This window comes from Streptomyces gamaensis (assembly GCF_042656465.1).
Lineage (GTDB): Bacteria > Actinomycetota > Actinomycetes > Streptomycetales > Streptomycetaceae > Streptomyces > Streptomyces gamaensis.
The window spans coordinates 16,286-37,772 of the sequence record NZ_JBHSPB010000020.1 but is presented as its reverse complement, the minus strand read 5'-3'; the positions used below and the strand labels follow the sequence as shown (position 1 = coordinate 37,772).

General features: G+C 73.3%; 20 protein-coding genes and 1 pseudogene. 14 read left to right on the top strand and 7 right to left on the bottom strand.

Features of this window, described 5'->3' with window-relative positions; all coding sequences use genetic code 11:
• Nucleotides 1–149: 149 nt before the first annotated feature.
• From ACFP1Z_RS26585 to ACFP1Z_RS26535, 11 genes and pseudogenes are all read left to right on the top strand, one after another.
• Nucleotides 150–1,070, top strand: a complete 921-nt coding sequence (locus ACFP1Z_RS26585; protein ID WP_390320130.1) for a Rossmann-like and DUF2520 domain-containing protein — start codon at nucleotides 150–152, stop codon at nucleotides 1,068–1,070.
• On the top strand, nucleotides 1,067–1,933 hold the full coding sequence (gene panC, locus ACFP1Z_RS26580; RefSeq protein WP_390320128.1) for a pantoate--beta-alanine ligase: 867 nt from the start codon (nucleotides 1,067–1,069) through the stop codon (nucleotides 1,931–1,933). The genes ACFP1Z_RS26585 and panC overlap by 4 nt, the downstream gene beginning before the upstream one ends.
• A pseudogene (locus ACFP1Z_RS26575) lies at nucleotides 1,930–3,642 on the top strand (L-aspartate oxidase); the annotation flags it as partial. The gene panC and the pseudogene ACFP1Z_RS26575, both read left to right, overlap by 4 nt.
• Before the next feature lie 12 nt (nucleotides 3,643–3,654).
• Entirely contained in the window at nucleotides 3,655–4,674 is a 1,020-nt protein-coding gene (nadC, locus tag ACFP1Z_RS26570; protein ID WP_390320238.1) for a carboxylating nicotinate-nucleotide diphosphorylase, read from the top strand.
• Complete coding sequence (locus tag ACFP1Z_RS26565) at nucleotides 4,674–5,471, top strand: type III pantothenate kinase (protein WP_390320126.1); 798 nt, start codon at nucleotides 4,674–4,676, stop codon at nucleotides 5,469–5,471. The genes nadC and ACFP1Z_RS26565 overlap by 1 nt, the downstream gene beginning before the upstream one ends.
• Before the next feature lie 141 nt (nucleotides 5,472–5,612).
• Complete coding sequence (locus ACFP1Z_RS26560) at nucleotides 5,613–6,233, top strand: hypothetical protein (RefSeq protein WP_390320125.1); 621 nt, start codon at nucleotides 5,613–5,615, stop codon at nucleotides 6,231–6,233.
• A 94-nt stretch (nucleotides 6,234–6,327) separates the two neighbouring features.
• Nucleotides 6,328–7,095, top strand: a complete 768-nt coding sequence (locus ACFP1Z_RS26555; protein WP_390320123.1) for a hypothetical protein — start codon at nucleotides 6,328–6,330, stop codon at nucleotides 7,093–7,095.
• Between the two features lie 69 nt (nucleotides 7,096–7,164).
• A complete protein-coding gene (locus tag ACFP1Z_RS26550; protein WP_390320122.1) occupies nucleotides 7,165–7,344 on the top strand; it encodes a hypothetical protein in 180 nt (59 codons plus the stop codon).
• 135 nt (nucleotides 7,345–7,479) lie between these two features.
• On the top strand, nucleotides 7,480–7,875 hold the full coding sequence (locus ACFP1Z_RS26545) for a BlaI/MecI/CopY family transcriptional regulator (protein ID WP_390320121.1): 396 nt from the start codon (nucleotides 7,480–7,482) through the stop codon (nucleotides 7,873–7,875).
• Between the two features lie 9 nt (nucleotides 7,876–7,884).
• The gene (locus ACFP1Z_RS26540) at nucleotides 7,885–8,412 is read left to right on the top strand and encodes an amino-acid N-acetyltransferase (RefSeq protein ID WP_390320119.1); all 528 of its coding nucleotides are present in this window, start codon (nucleotides 7,885–7,887) and stop codon (nucleotides 8,410–8,412) included.
• Nucleotides 8,413–8,573: 161 nt separating this feature from the next.
• Nucleotides 8,574–8,912: a histone-like nucleoid-structuring protein Lsr2 gene (locus tag ACFP1Z_RS26535; protein WP_390320118.1), complete on the top strand. Its 339-nt coding sequence runs from the start codon at nucleotides 8,574–8,576 to the stop codon at nucleotides 8,910–8,912.
• Here the strand turns inward: ACFP1Z_RS26535 and ACFP1Z_RS26530 are convergent.
• A complete protein-coding gene (locus ACFP1Z_RS26530) occupies nucleotides 8,843–9,553 on the bottom strand; it encodes an SCO3374 family protein (RefSeq protein WP_390320116.1) in 711 nt (236 codons plus the stop codon). The two genes, ACFP1Z_RS26535 and ACFP1Z_RS26530, sit on opposite strands and share 70 nt — an antisense overlap.
• Nucleotides 9,554–10,055: 502 nt before the next feature.
• Between ACFP1Z_RS26530 and ACFP1Z_RS26525 the strand changes: the two genes are divergently transcribed.
• Nucleotides 10,056–12,584: an ATP-dependent Clp protease ATP-binding subunit gene (locus ACFP1Z_RS26525; RefSeq protein ID WP_390320114.1), complete on the top strand. Its 2,529-nt coding sequence runs from the start codon at nucleotides 10,056–10,058 to the stop codon at nucleotides 12,582–12,584.
• A gap of 134 nt (nucleotides 12,585–12,718) precedes the next feature.
• On the opposite strand, the gene ACFP1Z_RS26520 is transcribed toward ACFP1Z_RS26525, so the two are convergent.
• Together ACFP1Z_RS26520 and ACFP1Z_RS26515 are read right to left on the bottom strand one after the other, a co-directional pair.
• Nucleotides 12,719–16,084, bottom strand: a complete 3,366-nt coding sequence (locus tag ACFP1Z_RS26520) for an NACHT domain-containing protein (protein ID WP_390320113.1) — start codon at nucleotides 16,082–16,084, stop codon at nucleotides 12,719–12,721.
• Between the two features lie 18 nt (nucleotides 16,085–16,102).
• Entirely contained in the window at nucleotides 16,103–16,459 is a 357-nt protein-coding gene (locus ACFP1Z_RS26515; protein ID WP_390320112.1) for a trypco2 family protein, read from the bottom strand.
• 378 nt (nucleotides 16,460–16,837) lie between these two features.
• Between ACFP1Z_RS26515 and ACFP1Z_RS26510 the strand changes: the two genes are divergently transcribed.
• A complete protein-coding gene (locus ACFP1Z_RS26510) occupies nucleotides 16,838–17,557 on the top strand; it encodes a M23 family metallopeptidase (RefSeq protein ID WP_390320111.1) in 720 nt (239 codons plus the stop codon).
• Nucleotides 17,558–17,646: 89 nt separating this feature from the next.
• Nucleotides 17,647–18,108: a VOC family protein gene (locus ACFP1Z_RS26505; protein WP_390320109.1), complete on the top strand. Its 462-nt coding sequence runs from the start codon at nucleotides 17,647–17,649 to the stop codon at nucleotides 18,106–18,108.
• Between the two features lie 18 nt (nucleotides 18,109–18,126).
• Here the strand turns inward: ACFP1Z_RS26505 and cseC are convergent, their stop codons facing one another.
• Genes cseC through ACFP1Z_RS26485 form a run of 4 tightly spaced genes read right to left on the bottom strand, consistent with a single transcriptional unit; the run spans nucleotide 18,127 to nucleotide 21,378 of the window.
• A complete protein-coding gene (gene cseC, locus ACFP1Z_RS26500; protein ID WP_390320102.1) occupies nucleotides 18,127–19,422 on the bottom strand; it encodes a two-component system sensor histidine kinase CseC in 1,296 nt (431 codons plus the stop codon).
• A gap of 19 nt (nucleotides 19,423–19,441) precedes the next feature.
• Nucleotides 19,442–20,149: a two-component system response regulator CseB gene (gene cseB / locus ACFP1Z_RS26495; protein ID WP_390320101.1), complete on the bottom strand. Its 708-nt coding sequence runs from the start codon at nucleotides 20,147–20,149 to the stop codon at nucleotides 19,442–19,444.
• Between the two features lie 6 nt (nucleotides 20,150–20,155).
• A complete protein-coding gene (locus ACFP1Z_RS26490; protein ID WP_390320099.1) occupies nucleotides 20,156–20,839 on the bottom strand; it encodes a hypothetical protein in 684 nt (227 codons plus the stop codon).
• Entirely contained in the window at nucleotides 20,827–21,378 is a 552-nt protein-coding gene (locus ACFP1Z_RS26485) for a SigE family RNA polymerase sigma factor (protein ID WP_390320237.1), read from the bottom strand. The genes ACFP1Z_RS26490 and ACFP1Z_RS26485 overlap by 13 nt, the downstream gene beginning before the upstream one ends.
• Nucleotides 21,379–21,487 lie beyond the last annotated feature (109 nt).

Sequence of the window (21,487 nt, the reverse complement as noted above, 5' to 3'; positions counted from 1 at the left end):
CCGCACCCGAGTTGTCCACAGGTCCAGGGCACCGGTCGTACCGGACGCCGGGCCCTGTGGACAACCGGCGGGGGCCCCCGCGGCCTCGCGTAGCATGACGCAGGAATCGTCCGGTACCCCCGCGGGCTGGAACGGAAGGCCGTCGCCGCGTGAACCCACACCCCAATCCGGAGCACCCGAGCGCCAAGGACCGCCCCGCGCGGCTGACCGTCGGCGTCGTCGGCGCGGGCCGAGTCGGCCCCGCGCTCGCCGCCGCGCTCCAGCTCGCCGGGCACCGCCCGGTCGCCGCTTCCGGAGTCTCCGACGCCTCGGTGAGCAGGGCCGCCGCCCTGCTGCCGGGCGTCCCGCTCGTCCCTCCCGCGGAGGTGCTGGCGCGCGCCGAGCTCGTGCTGCTCACCGTGCCCGACGACGTCCTGCCCGACCTGGTCTCGGGGCTCGCCGAGACCGGCGCGGTCCGCCCCGGGCAGATCCTCGTGCACACCTCGGGCCGGCACGGCATCGCCGTCCTCGACCCGGCCCGCCGGGCCGGCGCCCTGCCGCTCGCCCTGCACCCCGCGATGACCTTCACCGGCACCCCGGTGGACGTCCAGCGCCTGGCCGGCTGCTCGTTCGGCGTCACCGCGCCCGAGGAGCTGCGGCTCGCCGCGGAGGCCCTGGTCATCGAGATGGGCGGCGAGCCCGAGTGGGTCGAGGAGTCCGCGCGGCCGCTGTACCACGCGGCGCTCGCCATCGGTGCCAACCACCTGGTGACGCTCGTCGCCCAGGCCATGGAGCTGCTGCGGATGGCCGGCGTCGAGCACCCCGCCCGCCAGCTCGGCCCGCTCCTCGGCGCCGCCCTCGACAATGCCCTGCGCAGCGGTGACGCCGCGCTGACCGGCCCCGTGGCCCGCGGCGACGCGGGCACCGTCGCCGCCCACATCGAGCAGCTGCGCGCCCACGCGCCCCACGCCGTCGCCTCCTACGTGGCGATGGCCCGTACGACCGCGGACCGCGCCCTCGCGCACGGCCTGCTCAAGCCGGAACTGGCAGAGGACCTCCTCGGTGTCCTCGCGGACGGAGGCAACGAATGACCATCCAGCTCACCCGCACCGCAGAGGAGCTGCGTGCCCTGCCGCGCGGGGGCCGCCGCGCCGTCGTGATGACGATGGGCGCGCTGCACGAGGGCCACGCCACCCTCGTCCGCGAGGCCCGCGAGCTCGTGGGCCCCGACGGGCAGGTCGTCGTCACCGTCTTCGTCAACCCCCTGCAGTTCGGCGCCGGCGAGGACCTCGACCGCTACCCGCGCACCCTCGACGCCGACCTCGCCGTCGCCGAAAAGGCCGGGGCCGACGCCGTCTTCGCCCCCGCCGCCGAGGAGGTCTATCCCGGCGGTGAGCCGCAGGTGCGGATCAGCGCCGGCCCCATGGGCGAGCGCCTCGAAGGAGCCTTCCGCCCCGGCCACTTCGACGGCGTCCTCACCGTCGTCGCCAAGCTCCTGCACCTGACCGCGCCGGACCTCGCGCTGTACGGGCAGAAGGACGCCCAGCAGCTCGCCCTGATCCGCCGCATGGTGCGCGACCTGAACTTCCCCGTGGAGATCGTCGGCGTGCCGACCGTCCGCGAGGACGACCACCTCGCCCTCTCCAGCCGCAACCGCTATCTCTCCGCCGCCGAGCGGGCCTCCGCGCTGACGCTGTCCCGCGCCCTGCTGAGCGGGGCCGCCTCCGCCGCCGAGGGCCCCGCCGCCGTGCGCCGGGCCGCCCGCGCGGTGCTGGAGGAGGCCGCCGGCCTGGAGCCCCCCGTCGTCCTGGACTACCTGGCGCTCGTCGACCCCGCCGACTTCACGGAGGTCACCGACGGCCACACCGGGGAGGCCGTCCTCGCCGTCGCCGCCAAGGTGGGCACCACCCGCCTCATAGACAACGTCCCGCTGCGGTTCGGAGCCCAGGGGTGACCGGCATACGGCTGCACGCCCCCGAGCCGGGCTGGGCCGTCGACGCCGATGTCGTCGTCGTCGGCTCCGGCGTCGCCGGGCTCACGGTCGCGCTGCGCTGCGCCGCGGCGGGCGCGAAGGTCACGGTCGTCACCAAGGCCCGCCTCGACGACGGCTCCACCCGCTGGGCCCAGGGCGGCATCGCGGCCGCCCTCGGCGAGGGCGACACCCCCGAGCAGCATCTGGCCGACACCCTCGTCGCCGGTGCCGGGCTCTGCGACGAGGAAGCGGTGCGCACGCTCGTCACCGAGGGCCCCGACGCGGTGCGCCGCCTGATCACCACCGGCGCCCGCTTCGACACCGACGCCACCACCGGCGAGATCCTGCTCACCCGCGAGGGCGGCCACCACCGCGACCGCATCGCCCACGCCGGAGGCGACGCCACCGGCGCCGAGATCTCCCGGGCGCTCGTCGACGCCGTCCACGCCCTCGGCATCGAGACGGTGGAGGACGCGCTCGTCCTCGACCTCCTCAAGGACGGCGCCGGCCGCGCCGCCGGGGTCTCGCTGCACGTCATGGGCCAGGGCCGGCACGACGGCGTCGGCGCCGTGCGGGCGCGGGCCGTCGTGCTCGCCACCGGCGGCATGGGGCAGGTGTTCTCCGCGACCACCAACCCCGCCGTCTCCACCGGCGACGGCGTCGCCCTGGCGCTGCGCGCCGGCGCGGAGGTCTCCGACCTGGAGTTCGTCCAGTTCCATCCGACCGTGCTGTGGCTCGGCCCGGACGCCGAGGGACAGCAGCCGCTGGTCTCGGAGGCGGTCCGGGGCGAGGGCGCCCACCTCGTCGACGCCGAGGGCGTCCGCTTCATGGTCGGCGCGCACGAGCTGGCCGAGCTGGCCCCCCGTGACATCGTCGCCAAGGGCATCATGCGCCGCATGCGCGAGACCGGCGCCGAGCACATGTACCTGGACGCGCGGCACTTCGGCGCGCAGAAGTGGGGGCGCCGCTTCCCCACGATCCTCGCCGCCTGCCGCGCCCACGGCATCGACCCGGTCACCGAGCCGATCCCGGTCGCGCCCGCCGCGCACTACGCGTCCGGTGGCGTCCGTACCGACCTGCGCGGCCGCACGACCGTCCCCGGCCTGTACGCCTGCGGCGAGGTCGCCTGCACCGGGGTCCACGGGGCGAACCGTCTCGCCTCCAACTCCCTGCTGGAGGGCCTGGTCTTCGCGGAGCGCATCGCGGCCGACATCACGGCGGACCTCGCGTCCGGCGCCGCTGCCGCCCGTACGCCCGCAGCGGACGCGCCGCGCCCCGACGCGGGGGCGCCCGCCGCGGGCAGCCCCCTCGTCGCCCCCGAGGCCCGGTACGCGATCCAGCGGATCATGACCGCGGGCGCCGGGGTCCTGCGGTCCGCCGAGAGCCTCGCCCGCGCCGCCGAGCAGCTGGACGCCCTCCAGAGCGAGGCGGCCGAGCAGCTGCGCCGCGACGGCAAGACCGCCGAGCCCGGCACCGAGAGCTGGGAGGCCACCAACCTCCTGCTCGTCGCCCGGGTCCTGGTCGCCGCCGCCCGGCGCCGCGAGGAGACCCGCGGCTGCCACTGGCGCGAGGACCGCCCCGACCGCGACGACACCGGCTGGCGCCGCCATCTGCTGGTGACCCTCCGCCCGGCCCGTACGCTCGCCGTACGGGCCACCGGCACAGCTTCCTTCCCCCCGCTCGACCGCCCCCAGGAGACCAGCGTGAGCACCCCCCGCGACCCCGAACTGCACACCATCGGCCGCCCCGGAGCGCAGCCCGAGCCCCCGGCGGAGGACGCGGGCTGCGGCGAGCACTGCGGCTGTGCGGCGGGCGGCTGCGAGGAGCCGGAGTGCGGGCTCGACCCCGCTCTCGCGGCCCTCCTCTCCGACGCCGGACTGGACCCGCTGCAGATCGAGGACATCGCGCACCTGGCCGTCGAGGAGGACCTCGACGGCGGCGTGGACGTCACGACCGCGGCCACCGTCCCCGAGGACGCCGTCGCCACCGCCGACTTCACCGCCCGCGAGGCGGGCACCGTCGCCGGGCTGCGCGTCGCCGAGGCCGTCCTGTCCGTCGTGTGCACCGAGGAGTTCGAGGTCGAGCGGCACGCCGAGGACGGCGACCGGGTCACGGCCGGGCAGCCGCTGCTGACCGTCCGGGCCCGTACCCGCGACCTGCTCACCGGCGAGCGCAGCGCCCTGAACCTGCTGTGCCGGCTCTCCGGTATCGCCACCGCCACCCGCGCCTGGGCGGACGCCCTGGAGGGCACCGGGGCCCGGGTCCGCGACACCCGCAAGACGACGGTGGGCCTGCGCTCCCTGGAGAAGTACGCGGTGCGCTGCGGCGGCGGCGTCAACCACCGCATGTCGCTGTCGGACGCGGCCCTCGTCAAGGACAACCACGTCGTCGCGGCGGGCGGGGTCGCCGCGGCGTTCGAGGCCGTGCGGGAGCGCTTCCCGGACGTCCCCATCGAGGTCGAGGTCGACCGGCTCGACCAGATCCCGCCGGTCCTCGACGCGGGCGCCGACCTGATCCTGCTGGACAACTTCACCCCCGAGCAGACCCGTGAGGCCGTCGGGCTCGTCGCGGGCCGCGCCGCGCTGGAGTCCTCCGGCCGGCTCACGCTCGACAACGCCCGTGCCTACGCCGGGGCCGGCGTCGACTACCTCGCGGTCGGCGCGCTCACCCACTCCTCCCCGATCCTCGACATCGGCCTCGACCTGCGGGAGGAGAGCGCCTGATGCTGCTCACCATCGATGTCGGCAACACCCACACCGTCCTCGGCCTGTTCGACGGCGAGGAGATCGTCGAGCACTGGCGGGTCTCCACCGACGCGCGCCGCACGGCCGATGAACTGGCCGTGCTCCTGCAGGGCCTGATGGGCATGCACCCGCTGCTCGGCGAGGAGCTGGGGGACGGCATCGACGGCATCGCGATCTGCTCGACGGTCCCCGCGGTCCTGCACGAACTGCGCGAGGTCACCCGCCGCTACTACGGGGACGTGCCCGCCGTCCTCGTCGAGCCCGGCGTGAAGACGGGCGTGCCGATCCTGATGGACAACCCCAAGGAGGTCGGCGCCGACCGCATCGTCAACGCGGTCGCCGCCGTCGACCTCTACGGCGGACCGTGCATCGTCGTCGACTTCGGCACGGCCACGACCTTCGACGCGATCAGCGCGCGCGGTGAGTACGCGGGCGGCGTCATCGCGCCCGGCATCGAGATCTCGATGGAGGCGCTGGGCGTCAAGGGCGCCCAACTGCGCAAGATCGAACCGGCCCGGCCGCGCAGCGTCATCGGCAAGAACACCGTCGAGGCCATGCAGTCCGGCATCCTCTACGGTTTCGCCGGCCAGGTCGACGGCGTCGTGCGCCGCATGGCCCGGGAGCTGGCCCCCGACCCCGAGGACGTCACCGTCATCGCCACCGGCGGACTGGCCCCGCTGGTCCTCGGCGAGGCCGCCGTCATCGACGAGCACGAGCCGTGGCTGACGCTGATCGGCCTGCGCCTGGTGCACGAGCGCAACGCCCCCCGCCCGTAGGCCGGTTCGGGCAGGAACGGAAGGTACGGGCGGTACGGACGGGACGGCAGAGGCGGCGCGCACGCAACCGATCGGGCCCGCACGCAGTCCTGACACCTGTCGGAGTGTCAGAGGCGTTGAGGGCCGTAGGGCGTGGGACGTATGGGCGTACAGCGGGTGTTGTGGCAGGCGGTGGCCGCGCTCGCCGTGGTGACGGCGGCCGGCCCGGCGCCGGCCGCCGTGGCCGCGCCGGCGGGGCCACGGTCCGTGGACTACCAGGCCGTCGCCCACCCCGTCGTGGGCCGCCTCGGCGAGACCGTCGAGGTCGAACTGGGCATCCGCAACGGCGGCCCGGACCGCGCCGACGGCGCCGGCGCCTACGAGGTGACACCGCCGCCCGGCACGACGATCACGACCCTGCCGGCCGCCCGCGACGGCCGCCGCGCGTGCGCCCCGAAGCCGGCCGCCGCCCGCTCCTACCTCTGCGCCACCGGCGCCGGCTTCCCCGCGGGGGACAGCGAGACCCTGCGCTTCCGGGTGCGGATCGAGGAGAAGGTCGAGGGCGCGGAGGGGTGGGTGCGGGTCGTCGGGCGGGCCGGGGCGGGGCCCGACCCCGACCCGGAGAACGACTCGGCACCGATCCGGGTGCGGATCACTGAGCCCGGAGAGGCGGACGGCTCCCGGCCCGGCCCCGGACGCGCCCTGCTCCTCGCGACCGCCTCCGGCACCGCCCTGTCCGTGGGGGCCATCGCCTTCGGCGCGATGGGCCGGCGCGTCCGCTGACCCGCACCGCGCGACCCCTCGCCTCTGGCCGCCATGGCACGCCCGGAAACGGCAGCTCAGCGAAATTTGTCCGCTTAGCACTTAAAGTCGGCCCATGCCCACGCCATACGGATCCCGCGGCGGCATGGCATTCAGCGCGGACGAACTGCGCGTGCTGCGCCGAGCCCTCGCCATCGCTGTCCACCCCCACTCCGTCCCCACGAGCCCGTCCCCCGAGCGCGACGAGGAGGTGCGCGACTGCCTCGCCCTCGCCCAGGCCGTGGACGAGGCGGCCCGGGAGGGCGGCAGACTGCGCTCCTTCCTGCTCGCCGACCTCGCCCGCTACCGTGCCGCCCTGCCGGGCAGCGTGACCGGCTACGTGGAGCGGCTGGGCGACGCGCTCGCGGCGGGCTACCAGCCCGGCCCCGACGACCTCGCCGCGCTGCGCGCCCTGTGCGCGGCGCCCGCCGGGGACGCCGAGGCCGTGCGCCGCCGCGTCCTGCTGCGCCGCTGCGAGCACCTCGCGGAACTGGCCGTGCGCAGCAGACTGGCCCGGCACGGCGCGGACGGCAGGACCGCCGCCCGGCGCCGGCTGCACGCCGTGCCCGGCGGGCGGACCGCCGTCCCCGGCAGCAGACCGGGGGAGGGGCCGGAGCAACTGCCCGCGGTGCGCGCGTCGGCCGGTCCGGAGCCGAAGCCGGGCCCCAGACCGGGGCCCAAGCCCGGCAAGGAACCCGCCAAGGAGCCGGCCGCCCCGCCGTCGGGCCCGAGGCCGCCGCGGCCCGACCGCCCCATCCCGACCCCCGGCGAGGTGTTCCCGCCGCGCCGCAAGCCCGCCCCGCCGCCCGCGGCCGCCAAGGACCCGCAGGCCCGGCCGGCCTGACGCGCGCGTAGTCTGGACGGGTCCGCTTCGCAACCGCGCACCCCCCGATTCGCAAAGGAGCCGACGGCCATGGACTACGTTGCCGCACTGGTCCCGCCCGTGGTGATGGCGGTGGCCTTCACCGCGCTGGTCGTGACGATCGTCAAGAGCCAGGGCGGCGCGAACAAGGCCAAGGAGGACGCGGCCGTCGACGCCGCGTTCACCCGCGCCGAGGAGGCCCGGCAGGGCACCGGGAGTGCCGGCGCCTGACGCCCGGAAGGGCGCCGCCGGAGCACGCGTCGCACGCCGAAGGGCGTACGGCCGAGAACGTATTTCTCGGCCGTACGCCCTTTTTGCGGCCCTGATTAAACCGGCATTCTAGACATCTCCCACTATTATTCGCGTGTGGTTCGACCCCTGGGTGATCTGGAAGACGCGGTCATGACGCGAGTGTGGGAGTGGAACCGGCCGGTGACCGTTCGGGAAGTCCTGGAAGACCTTCAACAGGAACGGTCCATCGCCTACACGACCGTGATGACCGTAATGGACAACCTGTATCAGAAGGGCTGGCTGCGCCGGGAGACGGAAGGCCGCGCCTATCGATATGAGGCGGTCTCCAACCGGGCCGCCTACTCGGCCGCACTGATGAACGAAGCCTGGTCCCTGAGCGACAACCCCGCGGCCGCACTCGTCGCCTTCTTCGGCATGATGTCGGCCGAACAACGCGAGGCGCTGCGGGACGCCATCCGCATCGTGCAACTGGACGGGCCCGCCGACACCGCCGGGGACCCGGGACGATAGCGTCCGGCTGTGCCTGCCAAGTCTGCTCCCACGAATGCCGTCACCGTCCGCCGGGCCCGCACGGGCGATGTGCCGGCGGTGCGCGGCCTCATCAACACGTACGTTCGTGACCGCATCCTCCTCGACAAAGCCACCGTGACGCTTTACGAGGACATCCAGGAGTTCTGGGTCGCGGAGCGGGACACGGACGGTAGGGTCGTCGGCTGCGGTGCCCTGCACGTGATGTGGGAAGACCTGGCCGAGGTGCGCACGCTGGCGGTCGACCCCGGGGTGCGGGGCTGCGGGGTGGGGCACGTCCTGCTGGAGAAGCTGCTGCAGACCGCGCGGTGGCTCGGAGTGCGGCGCATTTTCTGCCTCACCTTCGAAGTCGACTTCTTCGGCAAGCACGGCTTCGTGGAGATCGGCGAGACCCCGGTGGACCGGGATGTCTACAGCGAGCTGCTGCGTTCCTATGACGAGGGCGTTGCCGAGTTCCTGGGTCTCGAACGAGTGAAGCCGAACACCCTTGGCAACAGCCGGATGCTTCTGCAACTGTGATCGCGGGCTCTATGTCCGAATCGCGCCCCTATCACATGCCTCCGGAAGGCAGGCTTCCCGCGCGGAAGGCGGGCTGAACCTTCCCAGGGGGTTTGTGTTTTTCCGGGAAAGGCGCTTTGCTATTCCTCCGTAATCCCATTTTCCACTGAAAGGATTCCCCCGTGGCACAGAAGGTTCAGGTCCTTCTTGTCGACGACCTCGACGGCGGCGAGGCCCACGAGACCGTGACGTTCGCCCTGGACGGCAAGTCCTACGAGATCGACCTCAACACGGAGAACGCGGACAAGCTGCGCGGCCTGCTGGAGCCGTACGCCAAGAGCGGCCGCCGCACGGGCGGCCGGGCCTCGGCCGCCCGCGGCAAGGTCCGTGCCGCCGCCACGGCCGGCAGCCCGGACACCGCGAAGATCCGCGCGTGGGCGAAGAAGGAGGGCTACAACGTCAACGACCGTGGCCGCGTCCCCGCCGAGATCCGTGAGGCGTACGAGAAGGCCAACGGCTGACCTCCCGTCGGCCGTGGCGAGCGTGCCGTACGGGCACGCCGCAGCCGGGCCCGGTGGACCTCCGTGGCCGCCGTGCCCACGAGCCGTCCGAGGTCGGGGGCGCCCCCACCGCCCCCCAGGCCGTACACCGGCAGCGTCGGCTCCACCTCGCGTCCCGGCTCGGGAGGCCGTAGCCACACGGCTTCCCCCGGGACGGGCGCCCCGTCCTGACCGTGACCCGCTCCGGCGGGTGCGGCGGCGACGCCCGGCGTGGCCGGCGGGCCGCCGGGCAGCGGGGCGGTGATCCGGCCGCCGGCCCCCAGGGCGGTCAGGTCCAGGGCGATCCCGCCCCATTCCAGCCAGTCGAGCAGCCCCGGCAGCTCCTCCGCGCTGCCCGCGGCCACCAGGAAGACGACCCTGCGCGCCCGTCCGTCGAGCGCCACGGGCCCGCTTCCGGGTGCCCGGCGCAGCACGGCGAGTCCGGCGTCGGCGGGCAGCAGCAGCGCGTCGAAGCGGACCCCGGTTCGCAGTCGCACCGGTTCGCCGTCCGCTGCGGCGAGCGTCGGCCACCCCAGCACGCCCTCGTACCAGCGGCGCACCTGGCACCATGAAGGTGCGGCCGGCGGGGGAACCGGCCGGGGGAACGCGGGCGCGGCGGTCATGTGCGGTGCAACTGCGAAACCCCCCGAAGGTTACGCAGGGTTGTTTCCCGGGAACCCTCTGTACAAGGGGCAAGGGGTGCACAGGAGTCCCGCAGGGCGCGATGGTGTTCGCCCGTAGCGGAGGGGACCCGCCCGCGCCGCATGGACTGCGGGTGGGTGCGGGTAGGACTTTCTCAGTGGAAAGAGGCGGTAGGGCAGCGCAGGGACCGCGTCGTCGCCGGTGGTGAAGGGGCCGCGGGCGGGCGCGTCCGGGCCGGCAGGCGTTCGCCGTGGGCGTAGTGGTGGTGGGCGTATATGCCTGGCCTGCGGGAACATCGTCTCCCACCATCGGGTTGGAGGAGTTGTCGGCTGTTCGGCAGTTGGTTTTCCCCGCCGACGCGGGGGTGATCCGGACGGATGTCGGCAGTTGGAATGAGCTGTCCCGTCCCACGGGACTAGCATGCGGAAGGACAGGGAGGGGACCGACCCCTAACTGCCTGACCGCTCTGAGGAGCGATTAACGATGTTCGAGAGGTTCACCGACCGTGCGCGGCGGGTTGTCGTCCTGGCTCAGGAAGAAGCCCGGATGCTCAACCACAACTACATCGGCACCGAGCACATCCTCCTGGGCCTGATCCACGAGGGTGAGGGTGTCGCCGCTAAGGCCCTGGAGAGCCTCGGGATTTCGCTCGAGGCGGTCCGCCAGCAGGTGGAGGAGATCATCGGGCAGGGCCAGCAGGCCCCGTCCGGGCACATCCCCTTCACCCCCCGTGCCAAGAAGGTCCTGGAGCTGTCGCTCCGCGAGGCCCTCCAGCTCGGCCACAACTACATCGGTACGGAGCACATCCTGCTCGGCCTGATCCGGGAGGGCGAGGGCGTCGCCGCCCAGGTCCTGGTCAAGCTGGGCGCCGATCTCAACCGAGTCCGGCAGCAGGTCATCCAGCTGCTCTCCGGCTACCAGGGCAAGGAGGCCGCCACGGCCGGCGGCCCGGCCGAGGGCACGCCCTCGACCTCGCTCGTCCTGGACCAGTTCGGCCGCAATCTGACGCAGGCCGCCCGTGAGTCCAAGCTCGACCCGGTCATCGGGCGCGAGAAGGAGATCGAGCGGGTCATGCAGGTGCTGTCCCGCCGCACGAAGAACAACCCGGTCCTCATCGGCGAGCCCGGCGTCGGCAAGACGGCGGTCGTCGAGGGCCTGGCCCAGGCCATCGTCAAGGGCGAGGTGCCCGAGACCCTCAAGGACAAGCACCTCTACACCCTCGACCTCGGCGCGCTGGTCGCCGGCTCCCGCTACCGCGGTGACTTCGAGGAGCGCCTGAAGAAGGTCCTCAAGGAGATCCGCACCCGCGGCGACATCATCCTGTTCATCGACGAGCTCCACACCCTGGTGGGCGCGGGCGCCGCCGAGGGCGCGATCGACGCCGCCTCGATCCTCAAGCCGATGCTGGCCCGGGGCGAGCTGCAGACCATCGGCGCCACCACGCTGGACGAGTACCGCAAGCACCTGGAGAAGGACGCCGCGCTGGAGCGCCGCTTCCAGCCCATCCAGGTCGCCGAGCCCTCGCTCCCGCACACCATCGAGATCCTCAAGGGCCTGCGCGACCGCTACGAGGCGCACCACCGCGTCTCCATCACGGACGAGGCCCTGGTCCAGGCCGCCACCCTGGCCGACCGCTACATCTCGGACCGCTTCCTGCCGGACAAGGCGATCGACCTGATCGACGAGGCCGGATCGAGGATGCGCATCCGCCGGATGACCGCGCCGCCGGACCTGCGCGAGTTCGACGAGAAGATCGCCGATGTGCGCCGGGCCAAGGAGTCCGCGATCGACTCGCAGGACTTCGAGAAGGCGGCCTCCCTGCGCGACAAGGAGAAGCAGCTCCTCGCCGCGAAGGCCAAGCGGGAGAAGGAGTGGAAGGCCGGCGACATGGACGTCGTCGCCGAGGTCGACGGCGAGCTGATCGCCGAGGTGCTGGCCACGGCCACGGGCATCCCGGTCTTCAAGCTCACCGAGGAGGAGTCCTCCCGCCTGCTGCGCATGGAGGACGAGCTGCACAAGCGCGTCATCGGCCAGAAGGACGCCATCAAGGCGCTCTCGCAGGCCATCCGGCGCACGCGTGCGGGTCTGAAGGACCCCAAGCGCCCCGGTGGTTCCTTCATCTTCGCGGGCCCGTCCGGTGTCGGTAAGACGGAGCTGTCCAAGACGCTCGCCGAGTTCCTCTTCGGCGACGAGGACGCGCTGATCTCCCTCGACATGTCGGAGTTCAGCGAGAAGCACACCGTCTCCCGCCTCTTCGGCTCCCCGCCCGGCTACGTCGGCTACGAGGAGGGCGGCCAGCTCACCGAGAAGGTGCGCCGCAAGCCGTTCTCCGTCGTCCTCTTCGACGAGGTCGAGAAGGCCCACCCGGACATCTTCAACTCGCTCCTGCAGATCCTGGAGGACGGTCGCCTGACCGACTCCCAGGGCCGGGTCGTGGACTTCAAGAACACGGTCATCATCATGACCACCAACCTCGGCACCCGGGACATCTCCAAGGGCTTCAACCTGGGCTTCGCCGCCCAGGGCGACGTCAAGACCGGCTACGAGCGGATGAAGGCGAAGGTCAACGAGGAGCTCAAGCAGCACTTCCGCCCCGAGTTCCTCAACCGTGTCGACGACACGGTGGTCTTCCACCAGCTCAGCCAGGACGACATCATCCAGATCGTCGACCTGATGATCGCCAAGGTGGACGAGCGGCTGAAGGACCGCGACATGGGCATCGAGCTCAGCGCGGACGCCAAGACGCTGCTCGCGAAGAAGGGCTACGACCCGATCCTGGGCGCCCGCCCGCTGCGCCGGACCATCCAGCGCGAGATCGAGGACATCCTCTCGGAGAAGATCCTCTTCGGCGAGCTGCGTCCGGGCCACATCGTGGTCGTCGGCACCGAGGGCGAGGGCGAGGAGAAGACGTTCACCTTCCGCGGCGAGGAGAAGTCGGCGCTGCCCGACACCCCGCCGATCGAGTCCGCGACCGGCGGCGGCGCGGGCCCGAACCTCTCCAAGGACGTGTGAGGGGCGCCGTAGGCGTCGGCACACGCTCGAACAGCGACGGGGCCCGGCCCCGGAACCCCTGACGCGGGTTCCGGGGCCGGGCCTTCGCCGTTTCCGCGTACGGCCCGTACGGCCCGCCCGTACGGCCCGTACCGTCACAGCTCCCGGACCGTGAGCCGTTCGCCGAACCGCTCCGCGCCCACGACGCGCAGCTCGTCCCCGGCGTCGATCCACACCTGCAGCCGCAGGGACGGCCCCGCCCGCAGGGCGCTGACGTCCAGCGTGGATCCACCGCGGCCCGACTGGTCGACCCGCAGCTCGCGCAGCGCCGGGAAGACGGCCGGAATCCTCTCGTCCAGCACCGACTTCTCGCCGAGCACCAGGGTCAGCTCGCCGATGCGCGGCAGCGGGGCGGCCGCGTCGAGGTCGTCGAGACCGTCGAGCTGCAGCGTGAGGGAGGACAGCAGCGGCGGCCCCGCCACGAGGTGGCCGAGTTCCAGGGCCGAGCGCAGCGGGCCGCGCAGGGACAGCTCGCGCAGCGACGTCCAGCGCTCGATGCCGTCCAGCCGGGCGGCCCGGCTCGCCGCGAGGACTTCGAGCCGCCGCACCCCGGGGTGCGGCGGCGGGAGCCGTCCGCCGCCGTCCGCGGTGAGCCCGTTGAGCCGCAGGGTGATCAGTCGCGGCAGGGTGGGCAGGACGGCCAGCGCGTGCTGGGCGAGGTGCCGCACGTCCAGGTGCAGCGAGCACAGCGCCGTTCCCGACAGGGCGGAGATGTCGCGCAGTTGGGGGCAGCAGTGCAGGCCCAGCGCCTCGATCTCGGGGTGCCCGCGCAGGAAGTCCAGATCGCGCAGCGGCCTGTTCCAGCCCAGGAACAGCGAGTGCACCCGGCGGCCCCGCAGCCCGCTCTGCAGACTGTCCGAGCAGTGGGCCTGGCTGATGTGCAGGTGGCCGACCGGGCCGAGCCGGGGCAGCCGGGAGAGCTGTTCGAAGGTGCTCACCGGTACCCCGATGTCGTCGAGCCGCATGCCGGCGAGGACCTCGGCCGCGTACAGCTCGGGGTCGTGCAGACCCCACATCCGGGCCACGTTGTCGCGGACGGCCGCCGAGGGGTGGTGGCCGTAGCGCTTCAGCAGCGGGATGGCGGCTTCGCCCAGGGAGGCGAGGACGATGACGATGCGTCCGGCGGGCCCGGCGGGCAGTCCGTCCGGCTCCGGGAGGATCTTGATGACGTCCGGGCCGAGGGAGGTCAGGAAGTCCATCTCCCGCTGGTCGCGGGGCGGCCCCAGCGCCCGCAGTCCCTCCCACACGGCGTCGTGCTGGTCGTCGTCGAGATAGGCGGCGGCGGTGGCGCACTCGGCGGCGAGGGCGCGCAGCGGCCACTGGCGGTACCGGCCCTCCGCCGCTTCCGCCTCCGCGAGCAGCGCCTCGACGACCCGGTGCTCCTCGGTGCGGCCGCAGTGGCCGACGACGAGACGGATGACGTCCTGCCACTGCTCCTCGGCGGCGTGGCCGAGGAGCTCGTCCAGGCTGTCGCTGTCCTGGAATTCCTTCGCGGCGAGATAGTCCTGGAAAGTGCGGTGGATGAACTGCAGGGAATCCACGGCGAGTTCCTGGAGCAGGCCGGTGCGGTTCAGTAAATGCGTGAGGACTGCCCGGGCCGAACCCTGTTCCCGTACCCGGCGCAATCCCTTCATGGCGAGCGAGAGCTGATGCTCCGCCTGTTTCCGGGAGAGTTCCGCGCGCTGATTGCGGACGAGCCAGACGGCGATGCGCTGGAGCAGTTGCCGGGCGTCCTCGGTTTCCAGCTCGATGCCCTCGGGGCGGTGGATCCGGCGGTAGGCGTCGCGGCTGCCGAGCAGCATGTTCAGCGCCGCCCGGTACAGCTCCCAGCGGGTGCGCGGGAGCAGCCCCGCGCGCCGGCGGTGCAGGGCGCAGATGACGGCGCACAGCAGGGGCGTGCGGGCCAGGTCGCGCAGGCCCGCGTTGCGCTGGAACTCCTGGGTCAGCTCCCGGCACAGCGTGCCGATCCGGTCGCGCTGCTGCTCGGCACGCGGGCCGTCGGCGCACTGGTCCCACTCCAGCCGCGCGGCCTTGTGCCAGGCGGTCACGAACGCCTGGATGTCGGCGTCGCTCATCGGGCGCAGCCGCAGCTCCTCGAAGCCCTCCGAGGCGAGCCAGGCGTCCTCGACCGCGAGCGGCCGCACGGTGACCAGACAGCGGGTGCGCGGATACATGCGCAGCAGCTCGACGAGCCACTTGCGGGCGGGTTCCCGCTCGGCCTGCGGGAGTTCGTCCAGGCCGTCGACGAGCAGCAGCGCCCGCCCGGCCGCGAGGACCCGCCCGGCCCAGCCGTCCGGCGGTCCGTCCACCGGGAGCTGGGCGATCGTGGGCAGCTGGGCGGGCGTGGGGGTGGTGATGCCGCGCGCGGCGAGGCTGCGCATGGGGATCACGAAGGGGACGAGCCCGTTGAGCGCGTCCAGTTTCGCGGGCAGGGTGCGCCAGGCGGCGTGCGAGGCCAGCCACCACACCAGGGTCGTCTTGCCCGCCCCGGCCTCGCCGCGCAGCACCACGCGCGGCCTGGAGCGCAGCAGGTCCTCGATGCGCTGCGGTTCGGGGCGCCGCCAGGCGGGCCGGTCGCGGCGGTCCGGGGCGCGGCCGCCGTCGGCGTCGGCCTCCGGGGAGGGCTCCGCCAGGCCGGTGACCGGCTCGGGGCGGGGCTCGTGGGCCTCCAGGCTCAGATAGGCGGTGTCCAAATCCCAGTTGTTCTCGCTGGTGCCGAGGTCGTCCAGGCCGAAGATCTCCAGCCGGCCGTAGCAGGTGCGGATGGCCTGCGCGTACAGCGCCTCGTAGGGGGAGTCCTCGGGGTGCAGGGAGGAGACGGTCTCCATGACCGGGGGGCGGCCGGGCAGCCAGTGCCGCTCCAGCAGTGTGATCAGCCCGCCGTGGAAGAGGATCTTGGACAGGGGTACGGCGGTGATCGCCGAGTGCTGCCAGGCCTCGGAGTCCTCGGCGGCGATCCCGACGAGCACCGGCCCGGCGAACAGCGGGCCGCCGGACAGGCCCGCCCAGGGGCTGCCGGTATCCCGGGCCCTGGGCGGGTGGTGGTCGAGCCGCAGCACGTAGCGGCTGCGCAGCCGGCCGGAGACGGGGGTGAGGGTGCCGGGCAGCTGCGCGGCCTCCAGGTCGTCGGCCCCGTACCGCTGGACGTGCGGGAAGCCCAGCACCTGGCAGCCGGGCAGCGGCTGCCAGCCCTCGCAGCTGCCCCAGCGCAGCAGCGGCAGCTCGCTCGTGGGCAGCAGGGGCCCCTGGGTGCGCAGCAGGGCGGAGTCGCAGTGGCCGGTGCGGTCGGCCCACAGCAGCTCGCAGGGCTCGGGCCAGTCGCGGCCGGGGGCCGAGGCCCATATCTCCCCGTCGCCCTCGACGACGTGCGCACTGGTCAGCACCAGGTGCGGGGTGAGCAGGACGCCGCTGCCCTGCCGGCCCGCGAGGACCGCCACCACCCGGTTCTCCACCGCCTGCACGTCGCCCCCCTTCCCGCGCTAACGGTCGGCCGAGGAGCCGAAACGGGAGAGGCTGCCCGGCCGCTCGTTGCCCACGATGGTGGTCCCGCCGGTCGCGGCGTCCTTCGGGCTGAGGGTGAAGGCCACCTTGTGGACGCGGGCCGAGCCGCGCGAGGCCTCGGCGCCCGCGCCCACGATCCATGCCTTGACCCGGCCGCCGGCCTCGACGTCCCGGCGGATCTCGACGCTGAACTCCATCGAGATCTCGCCGACCTCGAAGGTCACGGACTGGCCCGCGCCCCTCTCCGCCGCGGCCGCGAGCCCCTCCCGTACGGCTTGTACGGCGTCCGCCAGCTCGACGCCGTCGATCGGTGAAGCCGGGGATTCCTTGGCCATCTCTCGCCCCCTCCCGCCGCACGCGGGCGTGCGGCTGTCCTCGCGCGGCGCGCTGCGCGCCCGCTGTGCGGGAGCGTAGCGCCGGGGCGGGTCCTTGGTCCCGGGAACCGGGAAGTCGAAAGTCCCGCCGCGCGCCGGGCGCGGTGACAAGGCTTACAGCGCTCTTACCCCCTACTAACCGGGGCGGCGGAGATCACCGCGGGGGAAATTCCGGGAAGGCGCCGGGAAAAGCGCCGTGCGGACCGGTGAATACCGCTCCGGTCGCTACGAGGAAGGCTCGTAGAAAGGCCGCTTGGCAGCACGGAAATCGCGGGTTACCAAGGTAGGGCGACCCCGGTGCACAGCCGGGGCCCAGTCATTTCCGGAGGTAATTCCCCCATGCTGAAGCACACCGCTTTCCGCCGTACGGGCAAGGCCGCCCCGCGCTCCCGCGCCGCCCTGGTGGCCGCCGGGTCGGTGGCCGCGCTCGCCCTCGGGACCGGTGTCGCGCTCGCCGTGGACACCTCCGCCCAGGAGCCGGCCGCGCTGCCCTCGCCGGCCGAGACCAGCGCCGCGGTGCAGGCGCAGGCCGAGACGCAGCTGAAGGCCGCCGCCAAGGACGCGCAGCGGGCCGAGGCGGACGCGGCGAAGCGCGCCGAGGACGCCCGCAAGGCCGCGGAGGCCTCCCGCAGCCGCGCCGAGGCCTGGGTCGCGCCGGTCGACGGCTACAGCATCGGCCAGCCCTTCGGCATCAACGGCAGCATGTGGGCCAACAAGCACAGCGGCCAGGACCTCGTCGTCGGCACCGGTACCCCGGTCAAGGCCGTGCACGGCGGTACGGTCGTCAAGGCCGGCCCGAACGGCGGCGGCGACGGCCCCGCCTACGGCAACGCCATCGTGATCAAGCACGCCAACGGCACGTACTCGCAGTACGCGCACCTCTCGCAGGTGAAGGTCGCCGTCGGCCAGGCCGTGACCACCGGCCAGGAGATCGGCCTGTCCGGCTCCACCGGCAACTCCACCGGCCCCCACCTGCACTTCGAGATCCGCACCACCCCCGACTACGGCTCCGCCGTCGACCCGCTGGCCTTCCTGCGCGCCCGCGGCGCCGGCCTCTGAGCCGACGCGAGCGCGGCAGCACGACGGCAGGCCCCTGATCGCGGGCGCGCCTACGGTGGAAGCGGGGACCGCACCACCGGGAGCGCGCCATGATCAGGGGCATCGCCATCACCACCGTCTGGGTCCTCGACCAGGACCGGGCGAAGGAGTTCTACACACGGAAGCTGGGGCTCGAAGTCCGTACCGACGCGACCGTCGGCGCGGGCACGGGCATGCGCTGGCTCACGGTCGGCGCCAAGGACCAGCCCGACGTCGAGCTGACGCTCATGGTGCCCGGGCCGCCGGGCCAGCGGGACCCCGAGGACGCCGAGGCGCTGCGGCGGCTCGTCGCCAAGGGGGCGCTGGGCGCGGGCGTGCTGCGCACCGACGACGTGCACCGCGACTACCAGGAGTTCAGGGCCAGGGGCGTCGAGTTCCTCCAGGAGCCGGCGGAGCGGCCGTACGGCACCGAGGCCATCCTGCGCGACGACTCCGGCAACTGGTTCTCGCTCACCCAGCCCGGCGAGCAGCCGGTCCTCGACGAGGACTGGGAGTGCAGGGATCCCATGTAGCCGTGCGCGTGCGGCCCGTCAGTCCGGCACCTGGATGACGGGGAACGTGCCCGTGTCCGTCGGCGAGGTCTCCGGCAGCCACAGCACGGCGATCGCGCCCGTGCCGCCCCCGAACCGCGGGTCCGCGTTGCGGAAGGTGAGCCGGGCGCCGAGCACCCGCGCCTGGCCGGCCGCGATGGTCAGCCCCAGCCCGTGCCCCTTGCCCGCGCGGTCCTCGCTGCCCGTACGGAACCGGCTCGGCCCCTCCCGCAGCAGCTCCTCCGGGAAGCCCGGACCGTGGTCGCGCACCCGCACCACGCGGCCCTCGACCGTGACCTCGTAGGGCCCCTTGCCGTACTTGACGGCGTTGACGAGCAGGTTGCCGAGGATGCGCTCCAGGCGGCGCGGGTCCGTCGAGACGTACGCGTCGCGGACGACCGTCACCTGCGCACGGGGCTCCAGGATGCCCACCCGGCGCTGCACGAACTCGCCGAGCAGGATCTCCTGCAGCTCGGCGCGCTCGGCGAAACCGTCCAGCCGGGCCACCTCCAGCACGTCCTCGACCAGGGTGCGCATCGCCTGCGCGCGGTCGCGCACGAGCTCCGTGGGCCGGCCCGGGGGCAGCAGCTCGGCCGCGGTGAGCAGGCCGGTGACGGGGGTGCGCAGCTCGTGCGCGATGTCGGCGGTGACCCGCCGCTCCGCCTCCAGCCGGTCCTGCAGCGCCTCCGCCATGCCGTCGACGGCGCGCGCGAGGTCGTCGGTCTCGTCCCGCACCCGGCCGCCGATGGCGTCGCGCACCCGCACCCCGGAGTCGCCGTCGGCGAGCTTGCGCGCGGCCGTGGCGGCCTTGCGCAGCCGCCGGGAGAGCTGTCCGCCGATGAGGACGCCGAGCGCGCAGCCGCCCAGGACCACCGACACCGAGCCGATGATCAGGGCCCGGTCCAGGGCGTCGAGGATGGCGAAGCGGTCCTGGAAGCGGGTGTGGATCGACAGGATCTTGCCGTTGCGCAGCGGGACGGAGGCCCACACCTGGGGGTTGCCGCCGGAGTCCTGCAGATAGGTGGCGCGCTGGCCCAGGGACGCGGCCTCGCGCAGCGGTCTGGGCAGCGCCGGGTCGTCGATCTTCGCGCGGAGCATGAGCCGGCCCGTGGACTCGTAGTAGCGCTGGGCGACCTGCACCTGCCCGTCGACCACGTCCCGGGCGTTGTCGAGCATCGACAGCCGGGCCGCGTTGTGCACGACGAGGCTCAGCGCGACCGCGACGAGCGCGCTGACCCCGGCGATGGCGAGCGTGACCTTCCAGCGCAGTCCGGTGCGCAGGGCGAGCTTCACCACGGGTGCGCTCCCAAACGGGTCAGCCTCTGAGTTTGTAGCCGAAGCCGCGGACCGTCTCGATCCGGTCCTGGCCGATCTTGCCGCGCAGCCGCTGCACATGGACGTCGACGACGCGGGTGTCGCCGCCCCAGCCGTAGTCCCAGACCCGCTCCAGCAGCCGGTCGCGGGAGAGGACGGTGCCCGGCGCCGAGGAGAACTCCAGCAGCAGCCGCATCTCGGTGGGGGTCAGGGCGACGGGCTCGCCCGCCTTGCGGACCTCCATGCCCTCGGTGTCGACCTCCAGGTCGCCGAAGCGCAGCACCCCGCTCGCCAGCGGCTCGGGCTCCTCGGTGCCGCCGGCCCCGGCCACGCCGCTGGCGTGCCCGAAGCGGCGCAGCACGGCCCGTATCCGGGCGACGAGCACGGCGCCGTCGAACGGCTTGGTCACGTAGTCGTCGGCCCCGGCCTCCAGGCCGAGCACGACGTCGATGGAGTCCGCGCGCGCGGACAGCATGATCACGGGGACGGTGGACTCGTCACGGATGCGCCGGCACAGGCTCACCCCGTCCAGTCCCGGCACCATGACGTCCAGCAGCGCGATGTCCGGCTGCCGGGCACGGAACTTCTCCAGCCCCAGCAGCCCGTCGGGCACCGCCGTCACCTCGAAGCCGTCGCGTTCCAGCGCCAGCTGGGTCGCCTCGCGGATGACGTCGTCGTCCTCGACGAAGAGCACATGCGTATCGGCCACGCGCGCTCAGCCCTCCGTTCCCATGCTCGGGAGATCGCCCTTGTCGTTGTTGCCGACCCGGCTGTAGTCGGCGTGCGTGCGACCGGTCTCGTGGAACTCGTCCCCCGACCAGCGGTACGTCATGACATCCTCGCCCGACGCGCAGCACACCGCGTCACCCGGCCCGTAGATCTGCTTGGTGACGCGCAGGTCGTCCCGGTCTATCTCGGCGTAGACCGGGGGCTGCTCGGCGGAGAACACGTTCTCGTACGAGTCGCCCTTCGCACGGTACACATAAGAGCCCACTCCGAAGGAATCCCCGCAGGTCAGGATGTTGACCACGACGTCGTCACGGGGGCCGCCGGTGAGCCGGCCGTAGATCACGTCGACCGGGTACTCGTTCTTCACGCAGGGCTTGAGGTTCTTCTTGACCAGGTCGGAGACCTTGGGGTCGTTCTTGACCAGCCGCACGGCGTCGACCTTCTGCCGGGCCGACGCCGAGGCCGTGGGCGGCAGGGACGGCCGTGCCGCGGACTGCGTCTGCGCGGCGCCCTCCCGGCGCACGCCGTCGCTGCCCGCCTCACAGCCCGCGAGCAGCAGACCGGCGGCCGCGGCCAGTGCCGCGACCGCCCCGCCGGTGACCAGGACCGGCCTGTGGTGCTCGATGGACCCGGTGGGCCGGGTGTGCGGTGCCCTGGTCAGGCCGCGCACCGTTCGTCCCGCCCCCGCTCGCCTCGCTCCAGGGCGTGGAAGTCCAGATCGCGGCTCTCCAGCTCCTGCCGCAGCCGGGCCAGTGCCCGGTGCAGCGTGCTCTTGACCGTGCCGGTCGACATGCCGAGCGCCTCCGCCGTCTCCTCGGTGCTCATCTGCTCCCAGTGGCGCAGCACCACGACGCTGCGCTGCTTGGGCGCCAGAACGCCGAGGATGTCCATGAGCAGGGCCCGGTCGGCGTGCTGCTCCGTGCCGTCCTCGACACTCGCGTCGGGGAGCTGCTCGGTGGGCACCTCGTCGAGCTTGCGGGCCCGCCACCACTCCGTACGCGTGTTGATCATGACACGGCGGAGGTAGGCGTCGGCGAGGGACTTGTCCGCTATCCCGTCCCAGCGGCCGTAGGTGCGCACGAGGGCGGTCTGCAGGAGGTCCTGCGCGTCGATGGGGTCGGGGACCAGGCGGCGGGCACTGCGCAGCAGGGCGTCCTGACGATTGCGCACGTACTCCTCGAAGTCCAGAACCTTGCCGCTGCCGGCCATCGTGCAGCCTCCATTCCCCTTGCGTTCCCCGCGTCGGCGCTGGTCGTCCAGCACGGGTAGGACGCTACGGAGCGGCTGTTGCGACGTGATGTGCGGCAGCCCTTCAGCT

Coding starts and splice junctions, on each gene's coding strand:
- panC (WP_390320128.1), top strand. CDS start 1,067: ATGACCATCCAGCTCACCCGCACCGCAGAGGAGCTGCGTGCCCTGCCG.
- ACFP1Z_RS26565 (WP_390320126.1), top strand. CDS start 4,674: ATGCTGCTCACCATCGATGTCGGCAACACCCACACCGTCCTCGGCCTG.
- ACFP1Z_RS26560 (WP_390320125.1), top strand. CDS start 5,613: ATGGGCGTACAGCGGGTGTTGTGGCAGGCGGTGGCCGCGCTCGCCGTG.
- ACFP1Z_RS26555 (WP_390320123.1), top strand. CDS start 6,328: ATGCCCACGCCATACGGATCCCGCGGCGGCATGGCATTCAGCGCGGAC.
- ACFP1Z_RS26550 (WP_390320122.1), top strand. CDS start 7,165: ATGGACTACGTTGCCGCACTGGTCCCGCCCGTGGTGATGGCGGTGGCC.
- ACFP1Z_RS26530 (WP_390320116.1), bottom strand. CDS start 9,553: ATGACCGCCGCGCCCGCGTTCCCCCGGCCGGTTCCCCCGCCGGCCGCA.
- ACFP1Z_RS26525 (WP_390320114.1), top strand. CDS start 10,056: ATGTTCGAGAGGTTCACCGACCGTGCGCGGCGGGTTGTCGTCCTGGCT.
- ACFP1Z_RS26515 (WP_390320112.1), bottom strand. CDS start 16,459: ATGGCCAAGGAATCCCCGGCTTCACCGATCGACGGCGTCGAGCTGGCG.
- ACFP1Z_RS26510 (WP_390320111.1), top strand. CDS start 16,838: ATGCTGAAGCACACCGCTTTCCGCCGTACGGGCAAGGCCGCCCCGCGC.
- ACFP1Z_RS26505 (WP_390320109.1), top strand. CDS start 17,647: ATGATCAGGGGCATCGCCATCACCACCGTCTGGGTCCTCGACCAGGAC.
- ACFP1Z_RS26485 (WP_390320237.1), bottom strand. CDS start 21,378: ATGGCCGGCAGCGGCAAGGTTCTGGACTTCGAGGAGTACGTGCGCAAT.